This window comes from Mycobacterium sp. (assembly GCF_019247635.1).
GTDB lineage: Bacteria > Actinomycetota > Actinomycetes > Mycobacteriales > Mycobacteriaceae > Mycobacterium.
This window is the reverse complement of the sequence record NZ_JAFBAR010000091.1, coordinates 1-25,714: the sequence shown is the minus strand read 5'-3', so window position 1 is coordinate 25,714 and position 25,714 is coordinate 1. Positions and strand designations below refer to the sequence as shown.

29 protein-coding genes and 2 pseudogenes are annotated in these 25,714 nt (G+C 64.3%); 23 read left to right on the top strand and 8 right to left on the bottom strand.

Annotated elements, in window-relative coordinates; genetic code table 11:
• Positions 1–61: 61 nt before the first annotated feature.
• The 4 genes from JO236_RS15370 to hcaB are packed head-to-tail and all read left to right on the top strand — an operon-like array spanning position 62 to position 2,953.
• Positions 62–1,345: a Rieske 2Fe-2S domain-containing protein gene (locus JO236_RS15370; protein ID WP_293331847.1), complete on the top strand. Its 1,284-nt coding sequence runs from the start codon at positions 62–64 to the stop codon at positions 1,343–1,345.
• Positions 1,342–1,872: a 3-phenylpropionate/cinnamic acid dioxygenase subunit beta gene (locus JO236_RS15365; RefSeq protein WP_293331805.1), complete on the top strand. Its 531-nt coding sequence runs from the start codon at positions 1,342–1,344 to the stop codon at positions 1,870–1,872. Before JO236_RS15370 ends, JO236_RS15365 begins: the two co-directional genes overlap by 4 nt.
• Positions 1,869–2,150 (top strand): dihydrodiol dehydrogenase, encoded by a 282-nt coding sequence (locus JO236_RS15360; RefSeq protein WP_293331802.1) that lies wholly within the window; start codon positions 1,869–1,871, stop codon positions 2,148–2,150. The genes JO236_RS15365 and JO236_RS15360 overlap by 4 nt, the downstream gene beginning before the upstream one ends.
• Positions 2,151–2,152: 2 nt before the next feature.
• A complete protein-coding gene (hcaB, locus tag JO236_RS15355; RefSeq protein ID WP_293331799.1) occupies positions 2,153–2,953 on the top strand; it encodes a 3-(cis-5,6-dihydroxycyclohexa-1,3-dien-1-yl)propanoate dehydrogenase in 801 nt (266 codons plus the stop codon).
• A 19-nt stretch (positions 2,954–2,972) separates the two neighbouring features.
• On the opposite strand, the gene JO236_RS15350 is transcribed toward hcaB, so the two are convergent.
• A complete protein-coding gene (locus tag JO236_RS15350) occupies positions 2,973–3,761 on the bottom strand; it encodes an IclR family transcriptional regulator (protein WP_293331796.1) in 789 nt (262 codons plus the stop codon).
• 220 nt (positions 3,762–3,981) lie between these two features.
• On the opposite strand from JO236_RS15350, the gene JO236_RS15345 reads away from it, so the two are divergent.
• Together JO236_RS15345 and JO236_RS15340 are read left to right on the top strand one after the other, a co-directional pair.
• Positions 3,982–4,785 carry an SGNH/GDSL hydrolase family protein gene (locus tag JO236_RS15345; protein WP_293331793.1) on the top strand — a complete coding sequence of 268 codons (804 nt, stop codon included), beginning with the start codon at positions 3,982–3,984 and terminating at the stop codon, positions 4,783–4,785.
• Positions 4,786–4,831: 46 nt separating this feature from the next.
• Complete coding sequence (locus JO236_RS15340) at positions 4,832–5,491, top strand: DedA family protein (protein ID WP_293331790.1); 660 nt, start codon at positions 4,832–4,834, stop codon at positions 5,489–5,491.
• A 3-nt stretch (positions 5,492–5,494) separates the two neighbouring features.
• Here the strand turns inward: JO236_RS15340 and JO236_RS15335 are convergent, their stop codons facing one another.
• Positions 5,495–6,100: a TetR/AcrR family transcriptional regulator gene (locus JO236_RS15335; protein WP_293331787.1), complete on the bottom strand. Its 606-nt coding sequence runs from the start codon at positions 6,098–6,100 to the stop codon at positions 5,495–5,497.
• A gap of 151 nt (positions 6,101–6,251) precedes the next feature.
• Here JO236_RS15335 and JO236_RS15330 point away from each other — a divergent pair, with 151 nt between their 5' ends.
• Positions 6,252–6,707: an anti-sigma factor antagonist gene (locus JO236_RS15330; protein ID WP_293331785.1), complete on the top strand. Its 456-nt coding sequence runs from the start codon at positions 6,252–6,254 to the stop codon at positions 6,705–6,707.
• 35 nt (positions 6,708–6,742) lie between these two features.
• Here JO236_RS15330 and JO236_RS15325 read toward each other — a convergent pair whose 3' ends face one another.
• Together JO236_RS15325 and JO236_RS15320 are read right to left on the bottom strand one after the other, a co-directional pair.
• Complete coding sequence (locus JO236_RS15325) at positions 6,743–7,510, bottom strand: sulfite exporter TauE/SafE family protein (protein WP_293331844.1); 768 nt, start codon at positions 7,508–7,510, stop codon at positions 6,743–6,745.
• Positions 7,511–7,546: 36 nt separating this feature from the next.
• Positions 7,547–8,479 (bottom strand): catalase family peroxidase, encoded by a 933-nt coding sequence (locus JO236_RS15320; protein WP_293331783.1) that lies wholly within the window; start codon positions 8,477–8,479, stop codon positions 7,547–7,549.
• Between the two features lie 141 nt (positions 8,480–8,620).
• Between JO236_RS15320 and JO236_RS15315 the strand changes: the two genes are divergently transcribed.
• The 5 genes from JO236_RS15315 to JO236_RS15295 all read left to right on the top strand — a co-directional run bounded on the left by JO236_RS15315 (position 8,621) and on the right by JO236_RS15295 (position 13,777).
• Complete coding sequence (locus tag JO236_RS15315) at positions 8,621–9,193, top strand: TetR family transcriptional regulator (protein ID WP_293331781.1); 573 nt, start codon at positions 8,621–8,623, stop codon at positions 9,191–9,193.
• Between the two features lie 213 nt (positions 9,194–9,406).
• On the top strand, positions 9,407–10,801 hold the full coding sequence (locus JO236_RS15310; RefSeq protein WP_293331778.1) for a WS/DGAT/MGAT family O-acyltransferase: 1,395 nt from the start codon (positions 9,407–9,409) through the stop codon (positions 10,799–10,801).
• Between the two features lie 24 nt (positions 10,802–10,825).
• Positions 10,826–11,635, top strand: coding sequence for a lysophospholipid acyltransferase family protein (locus tag JO236_RS15305; protein WP_293331775.1), 810 nt, complete (start codon positions 10,826–10,828; stop codon positions 11,633–11,635).
• Positions 11,636–11,699: 64 nt separating this feature from the next.
• Positions 11,700–12,770 (top strand): Gfo/Idh/MocA family protein, encoded by a 1,071-nt coding sequence (locus JO236_RS15300; protein WP_293331772.1) that lies wholly within the window; start codon positions 11,700–11,702, stop codon positions 12,768–12,770.
• Positions 12,767–13,777, top strand: coding sequence for a Gfo/Idh/MocA family protein (locus tag JO236_RS15295; RefSeq protein ID WP_293331769.1), 1,011 nt, complete (start codon positions 12,767–12,769; stop codon positions 13,775–13,777). Before JO236_RS15300 ends, JO236_RS15295 begins: the two co-directional genes overlap by 4 nt.
• Positions 13,778–14,233: 456 nt before the next feature.
• On the opposite strand, the gene JO236_RS15290 is transcribed toward JO236_RS15295, so the two are convergent.
• Positions 14,234–15,367: a cytochrome P450 gene (locus tag JO236_RS15290; protein ID WP_293331766.1), complete on the bottom strand. Its 1,134-nt coding sequence runs from the start codon at positions 15,365–15,367 to the stop codon at positions 14,234–14,236.
• Positions 15,368–16,230: 863 nt separating this feature from the next.
• Entirely contained in the window at positions 16,231–16,524 is a 294-nt protein-coding gene (locus tag JO236_RS15285) for a hypothetical protein (RefSeq protein WP_293331763.1), read from the bottom strand.
• A gap of 139 nt (positions 16,525–16,663) precedes the next feature.
• Between JO236_RS15285 and JO236_RS15280 the strand changes: the two genes are divergently transcribed.
• The 3 genes and pseudogenes from JO236_RS15280 to JO236_RS15270 all read left to right on the top strand — a co-directional run bounded on the left by JO236_RS15280 (position 16,664) and on the right by JO236_RS15270 (position 19,282).
• Positions 16,664–17,380: an alpha/beta fold hydrolase gene (locus tag JO236_RS15280; protein WP_293331761.1), complete on the top strand. Its 717-nt coding sequence runs from the start codon at positions 16,664–16,666 to the stop codon at positions 17,378–17,380.
• 188 nt (positions 17,381–17,568) lie between these two features.
• Positions 17,569–17,775 carry a hypothetical protein gene (locus JO236_RS15275; RefSeq protein ID WP_293331758.1) on the top strand — a complete coding sequence of 69 codons (207 nt, stop codon included), beginning with the start codon at positions 17,569–17,571 and terminating at the stop codon, positions 17,773–17,775.
• A 281-nt stretch (positions 17,776–18,056) separates the two neighbouring features.
• Positions 18,057–19,282: pseudogene (locus JO236_RS15270) on the top strand (IS256 family transposase).
• A gap of 39 nt (positions 19,283–19,321) precedes the next feature.
• On the opposite strand, the pseudogene JO236_RS15265 reads toward JO236_RS15270, so the two are convergent.
• Positions 19,322–20,585: pseudogene (locus tag JO236_RS15265) on the bottom strand (IS3 family transposase).
• A 657-nt stretch (positions 20,586–21,242) separates the two neighbouring features.
• On the opposite strand from JO236_RS15265, the gene JO236_RS15260 reads away from it, so the two are divergent.
• The 8 genes from JO236_RS15260 (at position 21,243) to JO236_RS15225 (ending at position 24,790) form a co-directional block, all read left to right on the top strand.
• Positions 21,243–21,368, top strand: a complete 126-nt coding sequence (locus tag JO236_RS15260; protein ID WP_293331755.1) for a hypothetical protein — start codon at positions 21,243–21,245, stop codon at positions 21,366–21,368.
• 49 nt (positions 21,369–21,417) lie between these two features.
• The gene (locus tag JO236_RS15255) at positions 21,418–21,681 is read left to right on the top strand and encodes a hypothetical protein (protein ID WP_293331752.1); all 264 of its coding nucleotides are present in this window, start codon (positions 21,418–21,420) and stop codon (positions 21,679–21,681) included.
• 7 nt (positions 21,682–21,688) lie between these two features.
• Positions 21,689–22,108 (top strand): hypothetical protein, encoded by a 420-nt coding sequence (locus tag JO236_RS15250; RefSeq protein WP_293331749.1) that lies wholly within the window; start codon positions 21,689–21,691, stop codon positions 22,106–22,108.
• A gap of 21 nt (positions 22,109–22,129) precedes the next feature.
• Complete coding sequence (locus JO236_RS15245; RefSeq protein ID WP_293331746.1) at positions 22,130–22,507, top strand: hypothetical protein; 378 nt, start codon at positions 22,130–22,132, stop codon at positions 22,505–22,507.
• A gap of 42 nt (positions 22,508–22,549) precedes the next feature.
• Complete coding sequence (locus JO236_RS15240; RefSeq protein WP_293331743.1) at positions 22,550–23,035, top strand: hypothetical protein; 486 nt, start codon at positions 22,550–22,552, stop codon at positions 23,033–23,035.
• A gap of 348 nt (positions 23,036–23,383) precedes the next feature.
• Positions 23,384–23,737, top strand: coding sequence for an alpha/beta hydrolase (locus JO236_RS15235; RefSeq protein ID WP_416362252.1), 354 nt, complete (start codon positions 23,384–23,386; stop codon positions 23,735–23,737).
• 268 nt (positions 23,738–24,005) lie between these two features.
• On the top strand, positions 24,006–24,140 hold the full coding sequence (locus JO236_RS15230) for a hypothetical protein (protein WP_293331740.1): 135 nt from the start codon (positions 24,006–24,008) through the stop codon (positions 24,138–24,140).
• Between the two features lie 158 nt (positions 24,141–24,298).
• Entirely contained in the window at positions 24,299–24,790 is a 492-nt protein-coding gene (locus JO236_RS15225; protein WP_293331737.1) for an NUDIX domain-containing protein, read from the top strand.
• A 476-nt stretch (positions 24,791–25,266) separates the two neighbouring features.
• Here the strand turns inward: JO236_RS15225 and JO236_RS15220 are convergent.
• A partial coding sequence (locus JO236_RS15220; RefSeq protein WP_293331734.1) for a PE/PPE C-terminal domain-containing protein occupies positions 25,267–25,714 on the bottom strand: 448 nt, incomplete at its 5' end.

Here is a 25,714-nt window from a genome sequence, read left to right as displayed (position 1 = left end):
TATTTCTGTAGAACAGACAAGGGCTCGAGTGACGGATCTTTTCGACGATGTCCGCCGTGGGATGATTCCGGCGCACATCTACAACGACGCCGAGGTCTTCGCGTTGGAGAAGGAGCGGCTGTTTAGCCGCGCGTGGATGTTCGTCGGGCACGAGTCGGAGATCCCGCAGGACGGCGACTACGTCGTGCGTCGCGTGCTCGACGACTCGTTCATCATCGCTCGCGACTCCGATGGCGGTGTGCGAGCCATGTTTAACATGTGCCTGCACCGCGGCATGCAAGTCTGCCGCGCAGAGATGGGCAATGCGTCCAACTTCCGCTGCCCCTACCACGGCTGGTCGTATCGCAACGACGGCCGGCTCACCGGCCTGCCGTTCCACCAGGAGGCCTACGGGGGCGACGGGGGGTTCACCAAGTCCGGCCAAACCCTTTGGCCCGCACCCAATTTCGCCAGCTACAACGGTCTGCTGTTTATCAGCCTGGACTCGCACGCCGAACCGCTGCAAGATTTCCTCGGCGACTTCAGGTTCTATCTCGACTTCTATACGAAACAGAGCGGCCAAGGTGTGCAAGTACACGGCCCGCAACGCTGGCGGATCAAGGCCAACTGGAAGATCGGCGCCGAGAACTTCTCCGGCGACATGTACCACACCCCGCACACACACGCCTCGATCGTCGACATCGGCCTGTTCCGCGAGCCGAAAGCGCAGAAGCGCAAGGATGGCGCCACCTATTGGGCGCATCGCGGCGGCGGAACCACCTACAAGCTGCCGCCCGGCGGGTTCGAGGAGCGGATGCGCTACGTGGGTTACCCCGACGAGATGATCGGGCGGATCAAAGACGTCTGGACGCCACGCCAGCAGGCGGTGGTCGGCGAGAACGGGTTCATGATCTCGGCCGCCACCTGTTTTCCGAACCTGAGCTTCGTGCACAACTGGCCCAAGGTTCACGACCACGAAAACCAAGTCCTGCCGTTCATCTCGATCCGGTTGTGGCAGCCGATCAGCGCAAACGAGACCGAGGTGTGTTCGTGGTTCGCGGTCGACTCCGCCGCGCCCGAGCAATTCAAGAAGGACTCCTACAAGGCGTATTTGATGTGCTTCGGGTCGACGGGCATGTTCGAGCAGGACGACGTGGAGAACTGGGTGTCGTTGACCACCACCGCCGGCGGGTCGATGGCGCGTCGGCTGTTGCTGAACAGCCGGATGGGTCTGCTGCCCGACGACAGCCCGGTGATCGCGGCGCTGCCCCCCGAGTCATTCCACGGGCCGGGCCGCGCTCAAGTCGGATACAACGAGCACAACCAGCGCGAGTTGCTCAAGTTGTGGGCGGACTACCTGCAGTGAGAATACCCCTGTCGTTCAACGACATTCGTCATCAGCAAGCGCACCAGTTCCTGGTGGACGAGGCATATCTGCTCGACGCGCAAAATTACGGCGAGTGGCTCAAGACGCTGACCGACGACGTGCGCTACGTCATGCCGGTCCGCGTCACCACCGCACGCGGCGCGGGTTTCGACACCTCCCCCGGAATGGCGCACTTCGACGAGGACAAGTACTCGCTGAGCCAGCGGGTCGCGCGGATGGCCACCGAGCACGCCTGGGCCGAAGATCCACCGTCGCGGCTGCGCCACTTCATTACCAATGTGCGCACTTTCGCCGGTGACGATGACGACCACCTGCTGGTGGAGTCGGCCGAGCTGCTGTTCCGCAGCCGCGGCGACGTGAACGAGAGCGCGCTGATGTCCTGCGGCCGAGAGGATCTGCTGCGCCGCTGTGGGCCGCCAAGCTCTGGAGGCTGGAAACTGGCCCACCGCAGCATCATTGCCGACGAATCGGTGTTGCGTATGCAGAACCTGGCGGTGTTCCTGTGAATAACGAACTCGAGCAGCTGCTCAACGGCACCGTGGGCGAACCCCTGACGGTCGCAAACGAATTCGCCGAGGTCGTTGTGCGCCGGGTGGATACCCGTAACGGTTCGCGGTTGCTCATCATGGCATCGCGCACCGGGAAGTGGATCAGCCTGGACGCTCTGGAGGTCGAGGCACTGACCTGGCAGAACCCCCGCACCCTGGCGGCGATGGTCGGCAATTGCCCCGCACCGCTCCTGCCCCCGCTGCTGCCCGACGAACCGGACGAGGTAGAACCGTAGGCATGACCGACTGGCTGCACGGCAAGCGGGCTCTGATCGTCGGGGGCGGGTCCGGGATCGGCCGCGCCGTCGTCGACGCGTTTGGTGAGGAGGGCGCGAGAATCACTGTGCTGGAACGTGATCGGGAGAAGTGTGACCGATTACGGCGGGAAATGCCCGGGATCCCGGTGGTCGAAGGCGACGCGGTGACCCATGAGGCCAACGATCACGCAGTCAGGGTCGCGGTGGACGCCTACGGTGGTCTGGAGATACTGGTCAACTGCGTGGGCATCTTTGACTTCTACAAGGGCGTCAACGACATCAGCAGCGACGACCTGTCCCCCGCCTTCGACGAAATGTTCCGCACCAACGTGCTCAGCCATCTGCAATCGGTCAAGGCGGCCGTGCCATGGTTGCGGGCCACCACCGGTGCCTCGATTGTGCTGGCCGAATCCGCGTCGTCGTTCTACCCCGGACGGGGCGGCGTGCTGTACGTGGCGTCCAAGTTCGCCGCCCGCGGGCTGGTGGCCGCGCTCGCCCATGAACTGGCGCCGCAGATACGGGTCAACGGGGTGGCCCCGGGCGGAACGCTCAACACCGACCTGCGTGGTCTGGCCAGCCTGCGACAAGACAGCATCCGCCTGGACGACGCGCCCGACCGGGCGCGCGACGTGGCCGCGCGCACCCCGCTCAACGTCGCGCTGTCCGCTGAAGACCACGCCTGGAGTTTCGTGTTCCTGGCTTCCGACAAATCCCGCGGCATCACCGGCGAGCACGTCCGTCCAGACGGCGGGTTTGGTCTCGGCGCAGCCAAGTCGCCATGAGCTCGTAAAGCTGGGGCCCTCAGCCCAGTTGATCGCCAATCTCCTTGGCCGCCTTGACAAGTGCAGCGGCCACTGACGCGTACTGCGAACTGCTCAACCGGTTCTGCGGTGCGGCGGCATTGAGCGCGAGCCATAGACCCGGAGCCCGGGTCGGTATCGGCACCGCAACCGAAGCCACGCCTTCCTCGCTCTCCTCGCGGTTGGTGGCGTAACCGCGCTCCCGGATCCCGGAAAGTTCCGCCTCCAATTCGGTGCGAGTGCCGATCGACCGCGAGGTGATGCGCTTCAGCTTCTCATTCGGGAACAGTTGGCGCAGTTCGGGTTCCGGCAGCTGAGCCAGCATCACCTTGCCCGTGGACGTGCAGTGCGCCGGCATTGTGCGGCCCAGCCGGGAGGCCACCCGGACAGCGGCGGGGCCCTCGACGGCGGCGACAAAGCGGACGCTGGCACCATCCAGCAGCCCGACGTGAATGGTCTCGCGCAAGCGCTCGCCGAGGACACGCATGACCGGCGTGGCGGTTGCCTGCACGTCAATGCGCCCGAAAATCGCAAACGCCACGCTGGTCAGCGCCGGGCCGGGCAGGTACGCCTTGGACGTCGGGTCTTGTCGCACGAAGCCGCGGTATGCCAGCATCGCCAGCAGTCGATGCGCGGTGGACGAGGCCACACCCAGATACCGCGTCGCCTCGCTCAACCGGATCTCGGGCCGTTCACCCAGCAGCAGCAACAGCTTCAACGCGTTGTCGACCGACTCGATCGGATACTGCGGCACAAGGGGATCGGAGGGCCGCCGTTTCCGTTGCTGCATGGAATCACCGTAGCCACCTTCGCCATAGGAGTCTGCCGTTCTGCGCACACTGTCGTTCGGGCTACGCGCGACAGCAGTCGCGCGTAGCCGGGCAAGACACGCCCGCTCCCGCGAGCAACGGAGGTGAACGTTCTGCGTGACTTGAGCTTTAGCCCCGCGGCAGAACACGGCATGGCGGGGCAGCTCCCGACCTGCGCGTGGCGCCATTACTCTCAACGTCGTGGTTGACGGTTACAACCGGTACGTAGCCATCGGCGACAGCCAGACCGAGGGCCTGTGGGACGGCGACGACGACGCCGGCCTGCTGGGCTTTGCCGACCGCCTGGCCGCCAGGCTCGACGGGCTCTACCCCGGTTTGGAGTACGCCAACCTCGCGATCCGCGGCAAGCTGATCGGCCACGTACTGCACGAACAAGTTCCGCCGGCGCTGGCCATGCGGCCGGATCTGATCACCGTGTGCGTCGGGATGAACGACGTCATCCAACCCGGACGTTCGTTCGGCCCAGCCCTTGTCGACCTCGAAAGCCTCTACGCCGCACTGGCCGAATCGGGCGCGACGGTGGTGACGACCACCTTCCCGAACGTTGCGCAATTCCTGCCGCTGGGCCGGCTGGTCGCAAACCGGCTCGCCCGCATCAACAATGCGATCACCGAGGCCGCCGGCCGCTACCGGTTCAGGCTGGTGGACCTGTACCACGCGGACTCGATGCGCGACCTGGACACCTGGAGCGTCGACCGTGTCCACGCGTCCACCAAGGGGCATATTTTGTTCGCTGCCGCGGCCGCCGAAGCTCTCGATCTGCCTGGCAGCAACCATGATTGGGCCCAAGCCAGCGCCGACCCGGCCCGGCTGTCGTTCCGCGCGCACAGGTATGAACAGCTGCGCTGGATGCAGGGCAAGTTCACGCCGTGGGTATGGCGCCGCCTGCGCGGCAAATCTTCCGCCGACGGGCGCGTGCCCAAGCGGCCACGATTGGAACCGGTCACCGCGCGATACGTCCGGCGCGACGTCACGCGAAGCTGAGACCAATTGCGCCGCGTATCCGGCGCCGGTCGTGCATTCTTGACCCATGAATGTGGAGGAGCTGCTGCAATCCATCCCGCCACTCACCGTCTACCTGGTCGTGGGCGCAGTGGTCGGCGTCGAGAGCCTCGGCATCCCGCTTCCGGGTGAGATCGTCCTCGTCAGCGCCGCGCTGATGTCTTCGCACCACGACTTGGCGGTCAACCCGGTCGGTGTCGGCGCCGCGGCGGTCGTGGGCGCGGTGGTCGGCGATACCATCGGATACACAATCGGTCGCCGGTTCGGCATGCCGCTTTTCGAGCGGCTGGGCCGCCGGTTCCCCAAGCATTTCGGTCCCGGGCATGTGGCCCTGGCGGAGAAGTTATTCACCCGCTGGGGAGTCCGGGCGGTATTCTTCGGTCGTTTCATCGCACTGCTGCGGATATTCGCCGGGCCGCTCGCCGGTGCACTGAAGATGGCGTACCCGCGCTTCCTCGTGGCCAACGTGTCGGGTGGCATTTGTTGGGCGGGGGGCACCACCGCACTGGTCTACTTCGCCGGGATGGCCGCGGAACGCTGGCTGGAACGATTCTCCTGGGTCGCACTGGTGATCGCCATCATCTGCGGCGCCACTGCGGCAATTGTGTTGCGCGAACGCACATCTCGCGCGATAGCCGAACTCGAGGCCGAACACTACCGCAAGGCCGAATCGGCTGACGCCGCGTGACGGCTACTGGGCAACCGCCGGAGGCCGGTGCTGCTCGATGAGGACCCGCGCCATCTTCTGGGCCCGCCGCGCGGCCTGCGGGTCACCCACCGCGGCCAGGATGATGGCCCCCTTCATCAGGATGTGCCAGGACCACGCGAAGTCCTCGACATCGTCGAGGCCGGCCGCCAGCGCGCGTCGGCGCACGATTTCGCGGACCTGGTCGATGTGCGCGACGCTGGCCCGCCCGGCGGGATGATCCGCGCCCAGCTCCAACAACACGTTGATAAACGAGCAACCCTCATAACCGTCGCGATTTTGGAACCAGTCGTGCATAACGTCGAAGATCGCCAGCAGTTGTTCCTCGGGGGTGTCACCACGCTGCCGGGACTCCGCCTCGATCAGACCGTAAGTCCAGAGTTGCTCTCGACGCTCCAGCACCGCCAGCACCAGGTCGTTCTTCGTCGCGAAGTGGCGGTAGAGCGTCGCCCTGGCCACCCCGGCCCGCTCGATCACCTCGTCGGTGCCCACGGCGCGGATCCCTCGCCGGCTGAACAGCTCGTATGCCGAACTCAGGATCCGCTCACGGGCTGGGATAGCGCGCTGAGCCGCGGCATCGACGCTTGTCATAGCAGTTCCCACGATAGTCACACGGCGTGCCGTGTAGACAGACCGCCCTGTCTTGTTATACAAATGAGATTCACATCGCGACAGGTCTGTCTTTAGACATATAGGACGGATTTCCATCGCGGCCTTAGTGCCAGCCGATTAGGAGTCCATCATGAGCCTCGTCACGGCAGAGCCAATCTCGACACCCCGCCTGATGCTCAGCACCCGGCTGGTTTACCAATTGGGCGACCCGCACAGCACGCTGCGTGCGACCACCAGCCGCATCGGCTCGGCGGTGGTGATCCATGCCGGCGGCGAAGTGGACGCGTGCAACGAGGACACCTGGCGCCAGTTAGTCAACGAGGCAGCCGCTGTGGTCAGTGCGCCCGGGTCGTGCGTCGTCGACGTCAACGGCCTCGATTTCATGGGCTGCTGCGCCTTCGCCGTGCTGGTCGAGGTGGCCGAGCGCTGCAGCCGCCGCGGCGTCGAACTGCGTCTGGTGAGCTGCCAGCCGGTCATCAACCGGATCGTCGCGGCTTCCGGGCTCAGCGCCGCGCTGCCGATTTACCCGACCGTGGACCACGCCCTCGTGGGTGCGGCACCCCGCCGTACCGGCTTGGTTCACTGACGACCTGACACTTCCGTTGCCGCGGGGTGCATCGCTCACACCGTGAGCAGTCGATACAGCCCGATCAGCCCGACCACCACGATCGTGGCGCGCAAAGCATTCGGCGACAGCCGTCGCCCATAACGCGCCCCGATCACTCCCCCGATCAGCGATCCCACCGCGATCACCGCCGCAACCGGCCAACTGATCCGATGCCAGGCGACCAGCGTATAGCCAACCGCCGCAACCATATTCACCACCAGCGTCAGCAGATTCTTGGCCGCGTTCATCCGCTGTATCGACTCCGGCAGCAACGCGCCCATGGCACCGACCAGCAGGATGCCCTGCGCCGCGGTGAAGTAGCCGCCGTAAACGGCGACAGCGAACGTGGCGAAGACCAGTGTGGCCATCCGCGCGGGCGTGATGTGTTCGGCGGAGCGCCCTGCCGCCTCGGCCCGCCGACGCGCCCACGACTGAATCCAGGGCCCCGCCACCACCAGAGCCAGGGCCAGGACCAGCAGCACCGGCACGATCCGGATGAACACCTTCTCGGGCAGGTGCAGCAGCAGATAAGCGCCCAGCATGGCGCCGGCCAGCGATGCCGGGATCTGCCAGCGCAACCGATTCCACTGGCCCTCGAGCTCGGCGCGGTAGCCCCAGGTGCCCGACACGCTGCCGGCCACCAGACCGACGGCGTTCGACATGGTGGCCGTCACCGGCGGATACCCGAGGGCCACCAGCGTCGGGAACGTGACCAGGGTGCCCGAACCGACCAGCGCATTGATCGCACCGGCGCCCAGCCCGGCCAGGCCGATCAAGATCATGTGGGAAAGCGGCACTCCCCCAACCGTAGTCGCGCCTCAGACGCGAGGCGCTTCGGCACCTCGATCCACCCCGGTGCGCAGCTTGACCGATGCCGAATACGCCAGCGAGCGGAACCGGAGCACGGGATCGTCCGAGGGTTCGATGCCGTCGGTCACCCGCATCGGGTCGAAGACCACGATGTCACCACCGTGCTCACGCTCGGTGTCAAGGCCCGCGATCTCGAGTGTGCCAACCGTGACCATCTCGGTGCTTTTCCAGGGCGCCGACGGGTCGACGGTCGAGTCCGTGGGCCCCGCGATCTGGACCTGGTAATCGAACCGCACCGTCCCGGACGTCAGGCGGGCATTCAGCTCGGCGGTAAGGAACTCCGGATCCTTGGCACGGGCCTCCTCGGTCGACAGGACCTCCTCGCCGCCCGCGGGGACCAGGTGGTAACGGACGAACCTGCCTTCGCCGTCGGCGTCGACCCAGCGGAAGGAGTGCAGCCCGTGGAATTCGATGCTCGCGTAGCTGGCCGGGATCCGGGTGGCTGCGCGCAGCACCGGCAGCGCGCCGAGCAATCGGGGGTGGGTCACAAGGAATTTGGCCATCCGCAGCGGCGCGGCGGGACCGGGGCGCATCGCCCGCAGGAAATCGACGAATCCGTCCGGGGTGCTGGAGAGGAATAGCCGCGCCGTCTGCGTCGACACGTCGGTGGTCGAACCGTCGGGCAGGGTGAACTTCACCGCCATCCCACGCACCCCTGCCACGTTGTCCGGTTCCGCGGGATTGCCCGACCCATTGGAGAAGCGGATCAGCGCCGGGACCGCTGAGCCGTCGAGGTGCTTTGCCACCGAAAGCCGGGCTGCCTCGGCAGTGGCCGTGAACGTGCCGCGGTACAGGGTGCCTTTCGCGTGCAGGGCGCGACAGCCGGGCTGGGCTCCCCCGGTGCCTCGGATCGCGTCGATGGCATCGTCGGGAGAGATCATGTGCGCATCGTAAGCCTTTCGAGGCGAGCGCGAACCGATCAGGAGTGCGGCCACGGGCCCCTGTCGGCGGCTGAAAATTGGCACGTGTCTGGACTACCGTCCAGTAGCGTGTCTGGTTCCGGTGTTGTAGCGTCTAGACGCATGTCCGAGAATGTGGCCGTCGAATCCACCCGCCGTCGCCTGACGGGTAAGCGCGCGGACACGGTGCGGCGGCTGAGCCGCGCCACCGTCGAAGTACTGCGCGAGGTCGGCTACCACGACCTGACCCTGCAGGCGGTCGCCGCGCAGGCCGGGGTCGCGCGGGCGACGGCCTATACGTATTTTTCGTCCAAAGACCATCTGATCGCCGAGGTTTATTGGCGACGGCTGTCGATGGAGCAGCCGCCGGCGAACACCTCAGCAGACGTGCAGACCAGGGTGTTCACGGTGTTACGCAGCCTGGCCTACCTCGTTGCCGACGAGCCCGCGCTGGCCGACGCGGTGCGCGTGGTAATCAACAGTCCAGATCCGGACGTCGAAATGATCAGGGCCGAAATCGCCAAGCATAACCACGAACTCATCGCGGCGGCGGTCGCAGACGACGCCGATGAGGAGACGGTATCGCTGCTTGCCCTCGTGTATGCCGGCGCGATGATGCGGGCCGGCACCGGGATGGCTTCCTTCGCCGAGGTCACCAATCAGCTCGAGGTTGCGGTTCGCCGGATACTGCGCTGAGCCCGTGTGACAGATTGCACACGACAGTCTGGTCATACGTCTGGACACTCGTCTATTTAGTCCCGTAGCGTCGGACCCATCCGCTGACGGGCAATGCAGCCCCATGCAGCTGAGCGACGCGGTGACAGCGACTGGTGACTCTCCAAGCACGCATCGACGGACGCTCAGCCGAGCTAGCGGCCATTGGATGCTTCTTCCGCGAGGGGTGAGACTGTGAAACGACTAACCGGTTCGGACGCGATGATGCTGTACACCGAGGCCACCAACGTGCCCATGCACACCGTCAAAATCGCGATAGTCGATGCGCAGGACGCCCGCGGTCTCTCGGTGGAACGGGTCCGCAACGTCGTTCAGCAACGCCTGCACCGGTTCGAACCGATGCGGCGCGTGCTCGTGGACACCCCGTATGGATTCCACCGGCCGATGTGGCGGGAGAACTGCCAGGTCGACCTTTCCTACCACGTGCGACCGTTGCACCTACCGGCTCCCGGAGGGCGACGCGAACTCGACGACGCGGTCGCCAAACTGATCGAGGAGCCGCTGGACCGCACGCGACCGCTGTGGGAAATCTACGTGGTCGACGGCCTGGCCGACGGGGGCTGCGCCATCGTCACCAAGATTCACCACGCCCTTGCCGACGGCGTCGCCTCGGCCAATCTGCTCGCCGGTGCCGTCGACCGACCGGAAGGCGTCGGCCCCGGCCCCGCTTGCGATCCGCACCCGACCAAAGTTGCATTGCTGTGGACGGCCATCCGCGATCATCTCCGCCAAATCGCCGAATTACCAAGCCTTTTGCGTTACACCGCGGCCAGCATTCACCGGGTGACCAGCAGCGGCCGAAACCGGTCATCCGTGAAGGCCCCGGAATCGTTCATGAACCATCGGCTTACCGGCGGGCGCCGGTTTGCCACGGCCAGCTTGCCGTTCGCCGACGCCAAGCAGGTCACCCGTGAGTTGGGTTGCACGATCAACGATCTGATCCTCTCGATGGCCGCCGGGGCGACCCGCGAACTGCGGCTGCGGTACGACGGTAGCTCGGACGCACCGCTGGTGGCGATGGTGCCGGTGTGCCTTGACACCTCGCCGGGCAGATTGGCCGGCAACAACTTCACCCATATCGCTGTCGCCTTGCCCGCCGACGTCGACGATCCGTTGCATCGGGTCAAGCACAGCCACGACGCCGCCATTGCCGCCAAGGAGTTGCACACCCTGCGGGGACCCGAGTTGTTGACGCGGTGGTTCGACTACCTGCCACCCGCCCTGGTCCGCAGACTCAGCGCCTGGCTGGCACGCACCGACGCCCACAACAAAATGCAGAACCTCGTCGTCTCCAACGTTCCCGGTCCGCGTGAGCGCGTACGGGTGGGCGGCGCCGAAATCGCCGAGTTCTACTCCGTGGGTCCGGTCGTCGCCGGCAACGGCCTGAACATCACCGTGTGGAGCTACGCGGATCAGCTGAACATCTCCGTTCTGACCGACTCCGCGACGGTTACCGATGCCCACGAGGTCACCGAGGCACTGCTGCGTGAATTCACTGAGATCGGTTCGGCAGCAGTAACTTTCACCGACGAAGCCGACGAGCACGCTTACCAGGCCATTGTGGCCTGACCGGGCACCTACAAGGAGGACATCATGACCGCTACCGCCGACAGCACCGAAATCGGGAAATGGGACCCGGTTCTCACCGAACGCGTCATGGGAATCATCCGTCCCGTGCTCAAAAGCTACTTCCGATCCGAGGTGCAGGGACTCGACAACGTGCCCAACGGCGGCGCGCTGGTGGTCTCCAACCACTCCGGCGGCCAGATGCCGCCCGACGTGCCGATCTTCGCCGTCGACTGGTACGAAAAGCACGGCTATGACCGCCCGGTCTACACCCTCAGCCACGACATGATCATGACCGGACCCACTGGAAGCTTTTTGAGACGGATCGGCTTCATTCGCGCCAACCACGACAACGCGGCAAGCGCGCTGCGCAGCGCCGGCATCGTGGTGGTGTTCCCGGGCGGGGACTACGACGCCTACCGACCGACGTTCGCTCAGAACGTCATCGACTTCGGCGGGCGTACCGGATACGTCAGGGCCGCGCTCGAGGCGGGGGTGCCCATCGTCCCGATGGTCTCTGTCGGCGGGCAGGAGACCCAGTTGTTCCTCACCCGCGGCACCTGGTTGGCGCAGCGCCTGGGCCCCGTCGCTCGTTTGGTGCGCGCCAAGATCGCACCGATTACGCTGGGCTTCCCGTTCGGCGTGAGCCTTGCGGTGTTGCCACCGAACGTCCCGTTGCCCGCCAAGATCGTGACCCGCGTCCTGGAGCCGATCAACATAGGCAAGAAGTTCGGCAAGAACCCCGATGTCGCCAAGGTCGACGCCTACGTGCGCGAGGTGATGCAGGCCGGCCTCGACGAGCTGGCTGCCGAGCGCCGATTCCCCGTGCTGGGCTAACCGCGCGGCCAACCGCCGGCACAGTAGGTTGTGCCTATGAAATGGGCCGACGTCGGCGGAGTGGGTGGCTGATCCAGGTAGGCCGCGCAGCGGTGTGATCGGCGTGGGCATGGTCGGTTCGGTCCACGCCCACGCTGTCCACCGAGCCGGCGGTGTGCTGGCCGCCGTGGCGGCAAGCAGCCCGGAAAACGGTCGCACCGCCTGCCGGCGACTCAACGCCGCGCGCCCGGCCACCGCTCAGGACATCATCGACGCGGATGATATCGACGTCGTACACATCTGCGTGCCCAACCACTTGCACCATCCGTGGGCGTTGGCGGCCTTGGCCGCCGGCAAGCACGTTATCTGCGAAAAGCCTTTGGCCAAAACCGTTGCGGAGGCCGAGGAGCTCGTCACGGCCGCCCGCCAAGCGGCCCGGGTCACGGCGGTGCCGTTTGCGTATCGTTTCTATCCGTCAGTTCGCGAGGCCCGAGAACAAATCGAGCGGATCTCGCCGTGGCTGATCCACGGCGGGTACCTGCAAGACTTCATGTCGGCGTCAGAGCCCGGTGGATGGCGGTCGGATGCCGCCAAGACCGGGATCTCGCCGACGTTCGGGGATATCGGTTCGCACTGGTGCGACTTGATGGAATTTGTTACCGGACAACGCATCACAGTACTGAGCGCGGCACAAAACTCGGCGAGGGCGGACGACCGCGAGCGGCAGGACGGCGTAGTCGTGCTGTTCCGCACCGACCACGACGCAGTCGGCAGCCTCGTCGTCAGTCAGTCCTCGCCCGGCCGTAAGAACCAGCTGCACTTCTCCTTCGACGGCCGGGAGAACTCGGTGATGTTCGACCAGGAGTATCCCGACCAGCTGATCGTCGGCGGACTGCGCGCTAACACCGTCGTGCTACGCGAAGGTGCCGCGCTGTCGCCGTCCGCCGCAAGGTATTCGGTGTTGCCCGGCGGGCACCCGCAGGGTTACCAGGAGTGTTTCAACCTGTTCGTGGCGGACGTCTATACGGCCGTCGGCACCGGAGAGGTGCCCGACGGACTGCCCACCTTCGTCGACGGGCTGCGCGCGGCGCAGATCAACGCGGCGGTGTCGGCGTCGATCGCCGGTGGCGGCTGGGCGGAGGTGCCGGCGCTATGAGCACCGACGCCCCGCTTCGCCTGGCCGTGATCGGACTGGGGGACATGGGCCGATTCCATCTGCAAGCGTTTCGGTCGCTGGCGCCGTGGGTGCAGATCAGCGCGATCGCCGACCCGCACGGGCCGTTGGTCGACCAATCGCTTGCGCCAGGCGCCGCGACGTTCGGTGATCCTTTCGAATGCCTGGACTCCGGCGTCGTGGACGCGGCCGTCGTGGCAACGGCCGATCCCACGCACTATGACCTCGTTCGGGCTTGCTTGGACCGCGGAATCCCCGTCCTGTGCGAAAAGCCGCTGACCACGTCCCCACAACACTCACTCGACCTCGTGCGGGCTGAAGAGGACTGCGGTCGCAGGCTGGTCCGGGTGGGCTTCATGCGCAGGCACGACGCAAGCTATCGGCAGATGAAGCGTTCGTTCGGCCGCGCCGGCGCACCGATGCTGGTTCGGCATCGTAACCACAACCCTTCGCGGGCAATCGATTTCGATGTCACGAAGCTGATCGCCAGCTCGGCCACCCACGACATCGATCTGTTCCGGTGGTTCACAGCAGAAGAAGTCGCCGAGGTGTCCTGCGATGTCAAAGAGAGCCAAGGCGGTGAGGCCGTCGTCGTCCTTCTCCGCCTGCGGTCGACGACGGGCATCCTCGGGCTCTCCGAGATCGGGCGCGGGCCCGGTTTTCGGTACGACATCGATTGCGAGATCGTCGCCGCCGCCGGCTCGATCAGTCTGGGCGTACCGAGCCAACTCACCCGGGCCGACGGCGGTGCCGACGCGGGGACGTTTCTGCCGCAGAACTGGATCGAACGTTTCGACGACGCCTATCGGGCCCAGAACGTCGACTGGGCAACGTCATTGGCCCGGCAGTGCGTCACGGGACCTTCGGCCTACGACGGCTACGCCAACAACGCGGTCGTGCATGCCGCGCTGCGGGCTCTCGAGACGGGCCAGACCATCGAGGTAACCCAAGTGCCGCCCGGGCCGCTGCACGACGACCGCGCGTCCTGAAGTCGACTGCACCTCTGAGTAGCTTTGCCCGGGCCGTTTCGACGTGAACCGTCCCCATCGTGACGCAGCAATTTGGGTCCACATCGGGCGTTGTAGACGCCACCCGCGCGAAGTTCAGCGTTAGCCGATTGGTGCCGCGAGCACAAATCTGGGTCGCGTTAAATGGATGTCTCAGAACCTCAGGCAGCAATACCGAGCACATCATCACCGACGGCCAATTGCAAAGGCCCCCAACGAACCCCGCACGAGTAAGCAACCCGTCGGCGCGAAACGCCGAGCGTGACGCGAGGGCGAGATTTTGGTCAAAATCGCGCCGCCAGTTCACGCTCGGCGCAGGCCGGCCGCACCGAAGAACGCGGCGTCCAGTGCTGAACCCAGCCGCCGTAAACAGCTGCGGTGGGATGTGTTCGGGCGCAACACTGTGCGCCAGGAGAAGGTTAGGGGCGCCGGTGGCCGCTAGGGCGCGGTGGCTTTCGCGGCTTGAAGTGACACCGGTAGATGTTTAAGTCCGTGCAACAAGATGCTGTCGTTGAAAGTCGGTTCATCGGCGAGAGTCAGTTGGGGGAAGTGCTCGAACAATGACTGCAAGCCGATTTGGAGTTCCATGCGAGCCAACGTCGCACCCAGGCAGGCGTGCACACCGGTAGCGAAGCTGAGGTGCTCGCGGGCGTTGGTGCGGGTGGTGTCGAAAACAGCGGGGTGGTCGAAGACTGCCGGGTCGCGGTTGGCCCCGCCTAGTAGAAGAAATACGGCTTCGCCTGCCCGTACGGGGTATCCCTGGATGTCAACATCTTGGGTGGCGACCCGCGCCGATATCTGACCGGTCGTGTCATAGCGCAGGACTTCTTCGATCGCGTTGGGCCATCCCTCGGGGTTCGCACGAAGTACGGCCAGTTGATCCGGATGGCGGACCAGGGCCACCACCGCCTTGCCGAAGACATGCGTCGTGGTGATAAACCCCGCGCCCAGCAGCAGCCCCGCAAGCGCCCTGAGCTCGACGTCGGTGAGATCGCCGTCGCGTATCACGTCAGACAGGATGCTGTTGGCGGCGTCATCGTGGCGTAGCCGCTCGATATGCGCCGCGACGTAGGGGTCGAACTGGCGCAGAGCTTTCATCGCTACCCGAAAGTCGCGCCAGGATGCGGCGGTGGTGGCAATCAATCGCGATGTTGACTCGCCGATCGCATGAAGATCGCGAGTCTCATCGCGTGGGATGGCCAGCATCTCGGCGATGACCGCGATGGGGATACGGGAGGTGTACTCGGTGGTCAAATCGCACTCGGTGCTGCCCTGCAGGCCGCGAAGTAGTTCGTCGGCAATTTCGTGCATACGGGTACGTAGTCCATCAAGCGCTCGTGGCGTGAACGCCCGCGAGACCACGCGACGCAACCGCGTGTGCTCAGGCGGATCGGTGACCAACATCGAGGGCGGTTCGACGCCACTCAGCACACCGGGGTTGGTTTTGGCCAGGATCCACTGAACGAGACGGAAGGGCGACCGGTCCTGCTGTTTCGTGGTCCTGAATCGGCCGTCGCGCAGCACCTCACGGACAATCTGCGCGTCAGCGCTGACCCAGCCATCCCGTCTCACGACTCGGGACATCCGCCCGCGTCCCCGAACTTGCTCGATCAGCGGATAGATGCTTTCGCCTTGATTGGTGTCAATCAAAAGACGCGCCAACGGATCACCCCGTCGCGCTAGCAGTCTGAGCGTCGCACGTGGAAGTCCATACCCTGCCGCCCAGTGTGTCCACTCCCGAAAGGGCATCTCCATGTGCTCACACTCCCTGGCAATCGGTTGCAGATGAGCCTAATGGCCGGCTGCCTATCACAGGGTCTTCAGGACCGGGTGTTCGATGAACTGATGCCGTCGACGCTCCACGGCTCGTTGCCACGACGCGCTTCTCAGCGACTATTTTGTCCGCGATCTCCGCGCGCGGATCTTCGGTCCGGTGTGGAACGCTGGGCCGGACGGCGGCGCGCTCAGAGCTCAACATTGGCGTCGCGCCGGAGCAGATTGCCGTTGAACTGCGAAACGCGCTCGACACCATCGCTTACCGGTGAGCGCACACCGACGACCGGACGCCTCGGCAACTGGGTATGGTCGTGCACGCAGAGACGGTGCGGATCCATCCGTTTGCAGACGGAATGGGTCCACGACAAGGTTTCTCGCTGATCTGGTGTTCGCGGTAGTCCAGGATCCCACTGAGTTGCAGTACGACTGGGAGCTTGACAAGACGCGTTACATCGAGCTGCTTCGGGCCTACGACGGACACCGGGACGTGGCCGATCTTGCGGTTTCGTCGGTGTGGAACCGATCGAGCCACAACCCTGCGACCCCCGGATCGCGGTACGCGCTCGATCCGCGCCACCATGGGATGTCGTCATTCGCAGGCATTTTCGTACATTCGCGCCGAAGCGCGGCGAATCCGCCTGAGCTGTACAAAGAGCTGGTCACGGCGCGTATGCCAAAGTCGCATTTCCGTAGAACTCGAGTGGGTCGGCCAGCAATGCGGCGAATGCGGCCTGAAGTGTGGCGGTGGATTCCCCCACCGATCTGTCGCAGTGACCGCACCGCGTCTTGAATTGTTGGTGCTCGTCTTCGTCGGGCCAGAACCGGCGGTCGCCGGCGGCGGCCCCGGGGTCGTACTGGACCATCTGATGCGACACCTGCTTGAGGATCCTGCCGACGGGATGGTGCTGCGGGCATTCGAGCCTCAGCACGCCGATCCCTTCGTTATCACTCATCGTTGTTCTCCCTTTGTATGTTGTCGGGCACGGGGACGAGGTTGCAGTCAAGCCTGCCGTGGCGAGTACGTTGCACAAGATTTGGGCCCCCTTTCGCCGGAGGATTCCATCGAAGGGACGGCGTCCCTACGCTTCGCACATGGCGACGTTTGGTTTGGTGCACGGAGCGTGGCACAGCGCATGGTGTTGGGAGAAGCTCACCCCATTGCTGACGCGGGCGGGACATCACGTCATTAGCCCAGAACTACCGAGTGACGACGGGTCTGCAGACTTCGACGACTACGCAGATTTCGTATGCGCCGCTCTTCGGGAGTGTGACGACGACGTGGTGGTCGTGGCTCACTCGTTGGCCGGTGCCACCGGGGCACTAGTCCCCGATCGGCGACCAGTGCGGCATCTGGTGTATTTATGCGCTGCAGTTCCAGAGGGCGGAATCGGCCTGTTTGATCAATGGCAGGCGCAGCCCGACATGGTTTGCCCCGAGTTTACGGAGGGATGGCTTCAAGGATTAAGTGAACCGGACGAGCAACTGCGGACCGTGTGGGTCGACTTTGATTTCGTCCGCGAGGTGTTCTACGCCGACTGCGACGAAGCTACCGTGGCCGCAGCCATCGATCATCTTCGACCTCAGTCCGGATACCCGTGGACATTGCCTTGCTCACTGACCGAACACCCGTCAGTGAGCTGTACCTCCGTGGTGTGCAGTGAGGATCGGATCGTCAACCCCGACTGGTCAAAGCGGATAGCGCGCGACATCGGCGCAGAAGTCGTAGAGCTGCCCGGAAGCCATTCACCGCTCCTTTCCCGACCGCAAGCGGTGGCCGACGTGCTACTGCGCATAGCTGACGGGGGCTAGCTTCTTCGTCGGGAAACGGCACGCGGTTGCCCAGCAGCCGCGTCCGACTGCCGGGTAGCTGGAAGCCGCAGCAGCACGGGTGCTGATCGCCCAGCAAGCCCGGTTGGTCGAGTTGTGCGGTCCAGAAGCCGCAGACGCGCTACTGAAACTCGCAAACCAAACACTCACCCCGCGAACGGACAACAACAGTGACCGCTGACGAGCACATCCCGACCGTCCATGAGTTGCGCGATATGGCCGACCGGCTCGGTGTGGACCCTGAGCGGCTGCTGCATCTCCCTGCCGCCCGGACTGTCCGCGACCAACTGTTAGACGGAGGCTTGACGAGCTACGCGGTGGTGTTGCGTGCCGCCGCCGACCACGCCGACGACCTTCCCACCGATGAGTGCCGATGACTGATCAACCATTGCTGCCGGTTCCCAGAGGTACCCGAGCACTCCCGGCAAGGCGAGCGTGTCGACACCTGATGCCAGACCAAATATTGGCTCATAGCGCGTCTGTGCGATAGCTCCGCGCGTAACATCCTGCAAATGAAGGCCCGAGTCGGTTGCGTCCACGAAGGTGGTGTACGAGTCGGGCCGTGAGTTGAGGACCGGCGTGTCGTAGCCCGGTAGTAAAGCGTCATCGCGTGATTCGAGAGACCGTCCAAAGTCACTCGAGCAAAGGAATCGACGCGATGACCGCTGCCCACGATATCGACCTGCCTGCACTGCTGGCTGAACGACTCACCACCACCCACCCTGATGTGCTACGCGAACTGCTGGCCACGTTCATCCACACCCTGATGGGCGCTGAGGCCGATGCGCTGTGCGGTGCGGGGTACGGTCAGCGCAGTGCCGAACGCACCAACTCCCGCAATGGCTACCGGCATCGCCAATTCGACACCCGGACAGGGTCATTGGATTTGGCGATCCCCAAGCTGCGGCAGGGCTCCTACTTCCCCGACTGGCTGCTGGAACGCCGCAAACGCGCCGAGCGAGCCCTGACCACCGTGGTGGCCACCTGCTATCTGCTCGGGGTGTCCACCCGGCGGATGGACAAACTCGTCGAAACCCTGGGGATCACCAGCTTGTCCAAGTCGCAGGTGTCGGTGATGGCCAAAGAACTCGACACCGCCGTGGAAGCCTTCCGGACTCGGCCCCTGGATGCCGGCCCGTACACGTTCATGGCCGCCGATGCCCTGGTGCTCAAGGTCCGCGAGACCGGCCGGGTGGTTAACGTGCGCGCGCTGATCGCGGTGGGGGTCAACGCTGAGGGCTACCGCGAAATCCTGGGCATCGATGTCACCACGGCTGAGGACGGCGCGGGCTGGTTGACGTTTCTGCGCTCGTTGACTGCGCGCGGCCTGTCCGGTGTGGGACTGGTCACCAGCGACGCCCATGCCGGGCTGCTGTCGGCGATCGGGGCCACCCTGCCCGGAGCATCCTGGCAGCGGTGCCGCACTCACTACGCCACTAACTTGATGGCCATCACCCCCAAAAGCTCGTGGCCCTGGGTCAAGACACTGCTGCATTCGGTGTTCGATCAGCCCGACGCCACATCCGTTGCTGCGCAATATGACCGGATCATCGACGCCTTGGCCGACAAGCTACCCAAGGTTGCCGACCACCTCGAAGCCGCCCGGTCGGATCTGCTGGCGTTTACGGCATTTCCCAAGCAGATCTGGCGCCAAATCTGGTCAACAATCCCCCAAGAGCGGCTCAATGAGATCCGGCGCCGAACCGACGTCGTCGGCATCTCCCCGACCGCGACGCCCTCATCCGACTGGTCGGAGCCGTCCTGGCCGAACAACACGACGAATGGGCCGAATCACGCCGCTACCTCGGCCTCGACGTCCTCAGCAAATCCCGCCTGACCACCACCACACCGGCAGAACAGGAGGACACCCCCGCAGCACTGTGAACCGCCCCGGTGAGTTCGGAGACTTTCTGGTTTCAGAACTCAGCCGGCGGCTGGTCTCCGACTTTGAGCGTAGTAGGCCGCCTCCAGCTCGGCGGGTGGAATGTCGCCGCAGTACTCGTAGAGCCGATGATGGTTGAACCAGTCGACCCATTCTGCGGTCGCCAGCTCGACTTCCTCGATGGTGCGCCAAGGCTTGCGGGGTTTGATCAACTCCGTCTTGTACAAGCCATTGATCGTCTCGGCCAGGGCATTGTCGTAGGAGCTGCCGACAGCGCCGATTGATGGCTGGATGCCAGCCTCGGCGAGTCGTTCGGTGAACCGGATCGAAGTGTATTGCGAGCCGCGATCAGTATGGTGCACAACGCCTTTCAAATCGAAGATGCCACCTTGTTGACGCGTCCAGATGGCGTGCTCGATCGCGTCGAGCACCATCGAGGTCGCCATCGTCGCCGCGACCCGCCAGCCCAAGATCCGCCGTGCGTAGGCGTCGACGACGAAGGCCACGTAGGCAAAGCCCGACCACGTCGACACGTAGGTGATGTCGGCCACCCACAATCGATTCGGTGAGAGTGCTCCGAACCGGCGGTTCACCAGGGCAGCAGGACGAGCTGCGGTGGGCTCAGCGATGGTGGTGCGCTTGGCCTTGCCGCGGACCACTCCGGACAGGCCGAGTTCGCTCATCAGGCGCTCGACGGTGCAGCGCGCGCCACCACGATCCCCTCACGGTTCAGCGCCAGCCACACCTTGCGGGCACCATAGGCCCCGTAGTTGGCGGCGTGCACCCGTTTGATCTCGGACTTGAGGTTCTCGTCACGAACTTCGCGACGACAGGGTTCGCGTTTGACCTGGTCGTAGTAGGTCGATGGGGCGATCGGCACACCCAGCTCGCTTAGCTGTGTACAGATCGGCTCGACACCCCATTGCAAACCATCAGGGCCGTCGCGGTGGCCCTGATGGTCGGCGATGAACCGGGTGATTAGTGTGCTGGCCGGTCGAGCTCGGCCGCGAAGAAAGCTGATGCTGTCTTCAAAATTGCGTTCGCCCTACGCAATTCGGCGTTCTCTCGGCGCAAGCGTTTAAGCTCAGCTGACTCCTCGGTCGTAGTTCCCGGCCGCGTGCCGGCATCAACCTGGGCCTGACGAAACCATTTGCGCACCGTCTCAGCCGTGCCGACCCCGAGCAGCCGTGCAACCTCGCTGATCGCAGCCCACTCCGAATCGTGCTGGTCGCTGATTTCGACGACCATCCGCACCGCCCGCTCACGCAGCTCCGGCGGGTACCTCCTCGACGAACCACCTGACATGACTCCAACCCTCCCAAGAAGTGGAGTCTCCGGACATCCCGGGGCGGTTCACTGACCGCCTAATCACCACATCGAAGAATCACACGACGAAGTCGTACACCACGTCCCTGGACTGACCCCCGAGTCGCGATTGGAATGACTACATCGCTAATCGGTATGCTGATCTCCATCGTTACACCACCGTCAAGCCACGGGACTCCCACCAACCAACAACAAGGCGGCACCATCTCGGGGTCGTTTGACGATTGGATTGCAGCCGTCTGCCCAAGCAGTCGATATCGCGCCACACAGGAGACCCACGCCGCGTACGGAGTCCGCGTCCCGTTGAGCGGACCCCGTTCGTGATTCCGCCGGTCAACATCACGCTCGCGGACACCGCTCAAATGGCGGCCTTGGTGCTGGACTGGACAATGCCCGAGCCAAATACTTTGCCCGTGCGTACGAGAAGTCGACGGGCATTTTCACGGTCTTCTGGGAAAACAGCGGGGAGGAAATCCGACTCTACGGTGACACGCCGCTCAGGCCTCTGACGCAGTTCGGGTTCCTGATCATGTCGCCGAGCTAGCGCGAGCGAACGGCCCGTGGCCACTCTTGTGACGCTCAAGTTCATGTCTTCGCGGCGAGATCGCCGAATACCTCGGCGTGTCGTTGGATACCGTGAAGCGATACGTGGACTTCCCCGAACCCGACGTGATCGCCGGACGCACCCAAGGATGGTCCCGAGACGCCATCAACGCATGGCTAGCAGACCACCCGCACATCGGAGCCAAGAAAAAGGCGTGACGGGGGCGACTGTCAGTCGGGCGACGTAATTTCGTGTTACGATAATCACGTGGCGCGGCCCGAGATCGCCGACTCGGCACTCAAACGCAAGTACACCAAAGCTGACATCTATCACGCCTTGAACCACGTGCATCTTGAGTACGACGTGGTCGACTCTGATCCGCCTCGGACATGGGTGTTCGGATTCACAGCGGCGGCGCACTTGATCGAACTCATCGTGCTTCACAAGGCCAAAGGGGACCAAGTAATTCATTGCATGAGGGCGCGCAAGGACGAACTGGACAAAGCACTTCGCATCACGAGAGGCAGATAAAACCGACATGACATCAAAGAAGGCAGCGGCTGCCGCCGCGAAAACACTCAGAACGGACAAGAAGACCGCAGCGCGTACCTTGGTACAGCCAAGGGGCAGCAAGTCGCGTGCGGGAAGTTCCTTGGCGCAAACCCCCGTCAAGCGCCGAGGCAAGCCCGCGACGCCACAACCCGCAGCACGCGTCAGGCTTCCAGAGTCCGTCGACGATGAAACCATCGCCCGCTTAGTTGCTGAAGCCGAAAAGGGGATTCCCGCCGAGAAGCTGCGCCGTCGCGGGCGTCCCACAATTGGGGATGACGCGGCAAGTACTTACTCGGTTCGGCTACCTGTCGATCTGGTCACACTCACGGATGCGCGTTCCGCACTTGATGGAGTGAGCCGGGGTGAGACGATGCGCCGTGCGCTCATTGAGTACCTGACGAGCTAATTCGGTCGATACTCTAGGCGAATGGTCAATTTCGACGATACGAAGATGGATCGCCTCCACCGCTTTGTGGTCAGCCGTTGCATACTTCACACGCCCGCGACCTACAAAGAGGCGGCCACCTACTCGGGCCTGAACCGGCGCGGACGCGGCTCAGGCCATCTCAGCAGCTACCTCGCGGAGTTGAACCGGCGCACCATGAGCAAACTCGACGGCCTTCTGCTGTCCTCGGTTATCGTCTACGCGTCCAGGTCACATGCAGGACGGCCAGGCGACCAATTCTATGATTTTGCGCGAACAGTGAACCTAGACCCCGGTTCGAATCTTACTGAGCACGAAGAGTTTTGGCAGAAACAACTGTCAGGTCTCTACCAGCATTTCGACCAACTAATCGCTACCTGACGCTCGTCCGTCGCGTGTGACCCGATGTGATGGAATTGGCGCATGCAACAAACGTTGGCAAGCATCGTCGCAGTGCTCGGCACATGCCTCGGCTCATACTTGGCGTACTTATTCACGCGCCGAACCGCCGAACGAACAACCATTGAGAACCGGCGGGAAAAACGGCGGCAGGAGTTCGCCGAAGCGGTCGCCGACTTCGCATCAAAGGCCGCCCTTTTGCGCCGCGCCGAGTTCAACCGGGGCAAAAAACGCATCAACAATGAGGCCCGCGAAGAAGCTCGTGACGAGGTCCAACGCCTACGCGCCGACACCCGTGCCGCTTACTACGTGATGCGGCTCTACGCCGATCCAGTCACCGACCAGGATTTCTGCCGCCAGGCTAAGGACGTCATGACGTTGTCGCGCCGAATTAGCGCTTGTCCTGACACGGAAGACGACATGCGCGACCTCGAACGCGCCGCCGAAGCGGCGGTGGAACAGCTCATCGACGCGGCAAGTACGCGACTCCGCTCAGGAATGAAACCGTAACCAGCATCTGCCCGTCTGGTCGTGTCGCCGTCTGTGGTCCGGCACCGTCTGGTCTAGCCCGGTAACGGCCTGCCGTCTGGACACTCGGCTGGCTGCGCGGACCTCGAATGGTCAAGGACATGGGGCGTACCCTGCTCGCGCTGAAGAGCGCCGCAGAAGAACCGGGAGCCGTAGCCAGATCGACCGAGTAAGCAACGCGAGCAAAACTACTGAACTGCGCCGCGCGCCACACGATGCGCCGAAACCTGTCGGACCGGAGCCGACAGAAACCCTTGCCCACACCAACGCATTGCTGATGCGCCCTATCCGAGAGCTCAACGCCCACATACCCGACAAGATGTGCCAGGAGTGTCCGCGACCCCATTACCACTGCTCTTTGTGCACGGGGCGTGGCACGCGGCGTGGTGCTGGGACGAACACTTCCTCTCGTTTTTCGCGCACAAGGGGTACCACGCGTTGGCCGTGAGCCTCTGCGGCCATGGCAATACCCCGGCGCCGAAACCGCTGCGCTCCTGCTCAATTCGCGGGTACGTCGACGACGTCGAGTCGGTCCCGTCGAGTCTGGCCGCCAGGCCGATCGTGATCGGTCACTCGATGGGCGGGTTCGTGCTGCAGAAGTTTTTGGAGTCGCACGATGCGCCGCTACGCGTGTTGCTCGCATCCGTGCCGCCGCGCGGTGCGGCCGGTTCACGCTGCGTATGACCAGACGGCTCCCCTGGCGCACCACCAAAGCGCTTGTCACGGGAAATCTGTTGACTTGCTTTGACACTCCCGAACTCGTCCGTGCGGCGTTCTTCTCGTCGCTAACCGCGAGTCCGACCTCCAGCGCTGGACGGCGCAGCAGCAACAGTACGAGAGCCAGCGCGACGCGATCGACATGTGGGTTCTCGATCTGCCCAGGCCGCGGCGGGTACGGACGCCACTTTTGGTCCTGGGCGCCGAAAGTGACCGCTGCTCTAATTTGAAGGAAGTGCACGCGACGGCCCGTGCATACGGTGTCGAGGCCAAGATCGTCCCTGGGATGGGTCACGACATGATGCTCGAACCCGATTGGAGCGCCGTCGCCGAACGAATCGACGGGTGGCTGACGAGCCGGGGCCTGTGAGAGCCGTCTCAGACGAGAATGCAAGCCACACAACGTAATTAGTCGCGGACGTCGACCCGACTGGTTTTGCGTGAACTTCCGCCAAAGTCCCGGTAGCCGGTCGGCGCCGGCCCGCGTGTCCGAGGCCCACGCGGCGGTAGCCGTCATACCGTGGCGCTATGCGTGGTGATGGCGACGGATGGGTCAAGGCAGCCAACGGAAATCGCTTCTGGGGCCGCTACGGTGCCGCCGGTCTGCTGCTGCGGGCGCCGGCCGGCGACGGCCGCACCGCGGTGCTCTTGCAGCGCCGCGCGATCTGGAGCCACCAGGGCGGTACGTGGGGACTTCCCGGCGGTGCCCGGGACAGCCACGAAAGCGCCGAAGCCGCCGCGATTCGTGAAGCCCGCGAAGAAACCGGCGTGCGGCTCGATCAGATCACCGTACGTGCAACCGTCGTCACCGCCGCGCCCGCCGGCACCGGCTGGACCTACGTCACCGTGATCGCCGACGCCGACGAGCTACTGCCGGTAGTACCGTGCCCTGAAAGCGCCGACCTGAGCTGGATCGTTGAAGGCGACGTCGCGGATCTTCGGCTGCATCCCGGCTTGGCCGCGAGTTGGCAACGCCTGCGGTCGCTTCAAACCGTCATGGCGTGTCGCTCGTATTGTTAGTCACTTGTGCCCTATCGGTGACTCCTATATCACTAGTCACCTTTGTATCTTTGGTCACATGAAGAAATTGGCACGCTTGGCGGTGTCGAGCCTTCTGGCAACCGCAGGCCTCGGCTTGGCCCAGGTTACGGTGGCCACTGCTGCACACGCCGCAGCCGCTAGCTACGCGACACACGGGCACGGAGGCGGCGAATGTCTACCTTGCCGGCAGCTGCACCGCAGGTAGGGATAGAAAAGACAGACCGTTGGAGGGATACGCCGAACCGCGCTTGCCGTTTCGGCCCGCCGAAGTCTGTATTGTGGACGGCATGAAAACATCGGCGCTTGGGGCTGTCACCGCCTTTCTTTTGTCCGCCGGTTTGGGACTATCCGGTCTCGCATTTGGGCCACCCGCCGATGCTTACATCGGGGCCTACGCAGCGCACGGGCACGGGGGCGACTGCACGAGCTGCGAGCACAGACGCTAATTTGCCTGGCTAACCAGCAGCCGGGGGGCGGCCGAGCACGCGCGGACGGAACCCGTACGACGGAGTGCTGAAGTCGTCGTCTGCACCGTTGGCCATCCCACTCAGCGGCAGTCCAGGCATGCCTACTGGGCCAACATCCTCCATCACCATCGGGGTACCACCCGGCAACTCGGCCGCAGCGAGCTGAGTCGTCGCGTTGGTGGGGACCCAAGAAGCCGGGACCGACAACCTTCCGACAAGATTTGCCTGTCCCGTCTCCGCGGAAACCGCTGGGGCGGACAGACCTGGGACGCCCGCCGATACCGGGGTGTGTATCTGACCGAGCCCGCTGGTCACTTCCGACGTCGCCGCTGCGCTCCCCGTAGCGGGGCTGTACAGGAAGTTGTATGCCGTCACGGAGTCGATGAATGACGTCGGGTTGAGTAGACCGCTTGTCGTGAATGCGTTGCTGAGGTTG

Coding starts and splice junctions, on each gene's coding strand:
- JO236_RS15370 (WP_293331847.1), top strand. CDS start 62: ATGATTCCGGCGCACATCTACAACGACGCCGAGGTCTTCGCGTTGGAG.
- hcaB (WP_293331799.1), top strand. CDS start 2,153: ATGACCGACTGGCTGCACGGCAAGCGGGCTCTGATCGTCGGGGGCGGG.
- JO236_RS15350 (WP_293331796.1), bottom strand. CDS start 3,761: ATGCAGCAACGGAAACGGCGGCCCTCCGATCCCCTTGTGCCGCAGTAT.
- JO236_RS15340 (WP_293331790.1), top strand. CDS start 4,832: ATGAATGTGGAGGAGCTGCTGCAATCCATCCCGCCACTCACCGTCTAC.
- JO236_RS15335 (WP_293331787.1), bottom strand. CDS start 6,100: ATGACAAGCGTCGATGCCGCGGCTCAGCGCGCTATCCCAGCCCGTGAG.
- JO236_RS15330 (WP_293331785.1), top strand. CDS start 6,252: ATGAGCCTCGTCACGGCAGAGCCAATCTCGACACCCCGCCTGATGCTC.
- JO236_RS15325 (WP_293331844.1), bottom strand. CDS start 7,510: ATGATCTTGATCGGCCTGGCCGGGCTGGGCGCCGGTGCGATCAATGCG.
- JO236_RS15320 (WP_293331783.1), bottom strand. CDS start 8,479: ATGATCTCTCCCGACGATGCCATCGACGCGATCCGAGGCACCGGGGGA.
- JO236_RS15315 (WP_293331781.1), top strand. CDS start 8,621: ATGTCCGAGAATGTGGCCGTCGAATCCACCCGCCGTCGCCTGACGGGT.
- JO236_RS15305 (WP_293331775.1), top strand. CDS start 10,826: ATGACCGCTACCGCCGACAGCACCGAAATCGGGAAATGGGACCCGGTT.
- JO236_RS15295 (WP_293331769.1), top strand. CDS start 12,767: ATGAGCACCGACGCCCCGCTTCGCCTGGCCGTGATCGGACTGGGGGAC.
- JO236_RS15285 (WP_293331763.1), bottom strand. CDS start 16,524: ATGAGTGATAACGAAGGGATCGGCGTGCTGAGGCTCGAATGCCCGCAG.
- JO236_RS15280 (WP_293331761.1), top strand. CDS start 16,664: ATGGCGACGTTTGGTTTGGTGCACGGAGCGTGGCACAGCGCATGGTGT.
- JO236_RS15250 (WP_293331749.1), top strand. CDS start 21,689: ATGACATCAAAGAAGGCAGCGGCTGCCGCCGCGAAAACACTCAGAACG.
- JO236_RS15245 (WP_293331746.1), top strand. CDS start 22,130: ATGGTCAATTTCGACGATACGAAGATGGATCGCCTCCACCGCTTTGTG.
- JO236_RS15240 (WP_293331743.1), top strand. CDS start 22,550: ATGCAACAAACGTTGGCAAGCATCGTCGCAGTGCTCGGCACATGCCTC.
- JO236_RS15225 (WP_293331737.1), top strand. CDS start 24,299: ATGCGTGGTGATGGCGACGGATGGGTCAAGGCAGCCAACGGAAATCGC.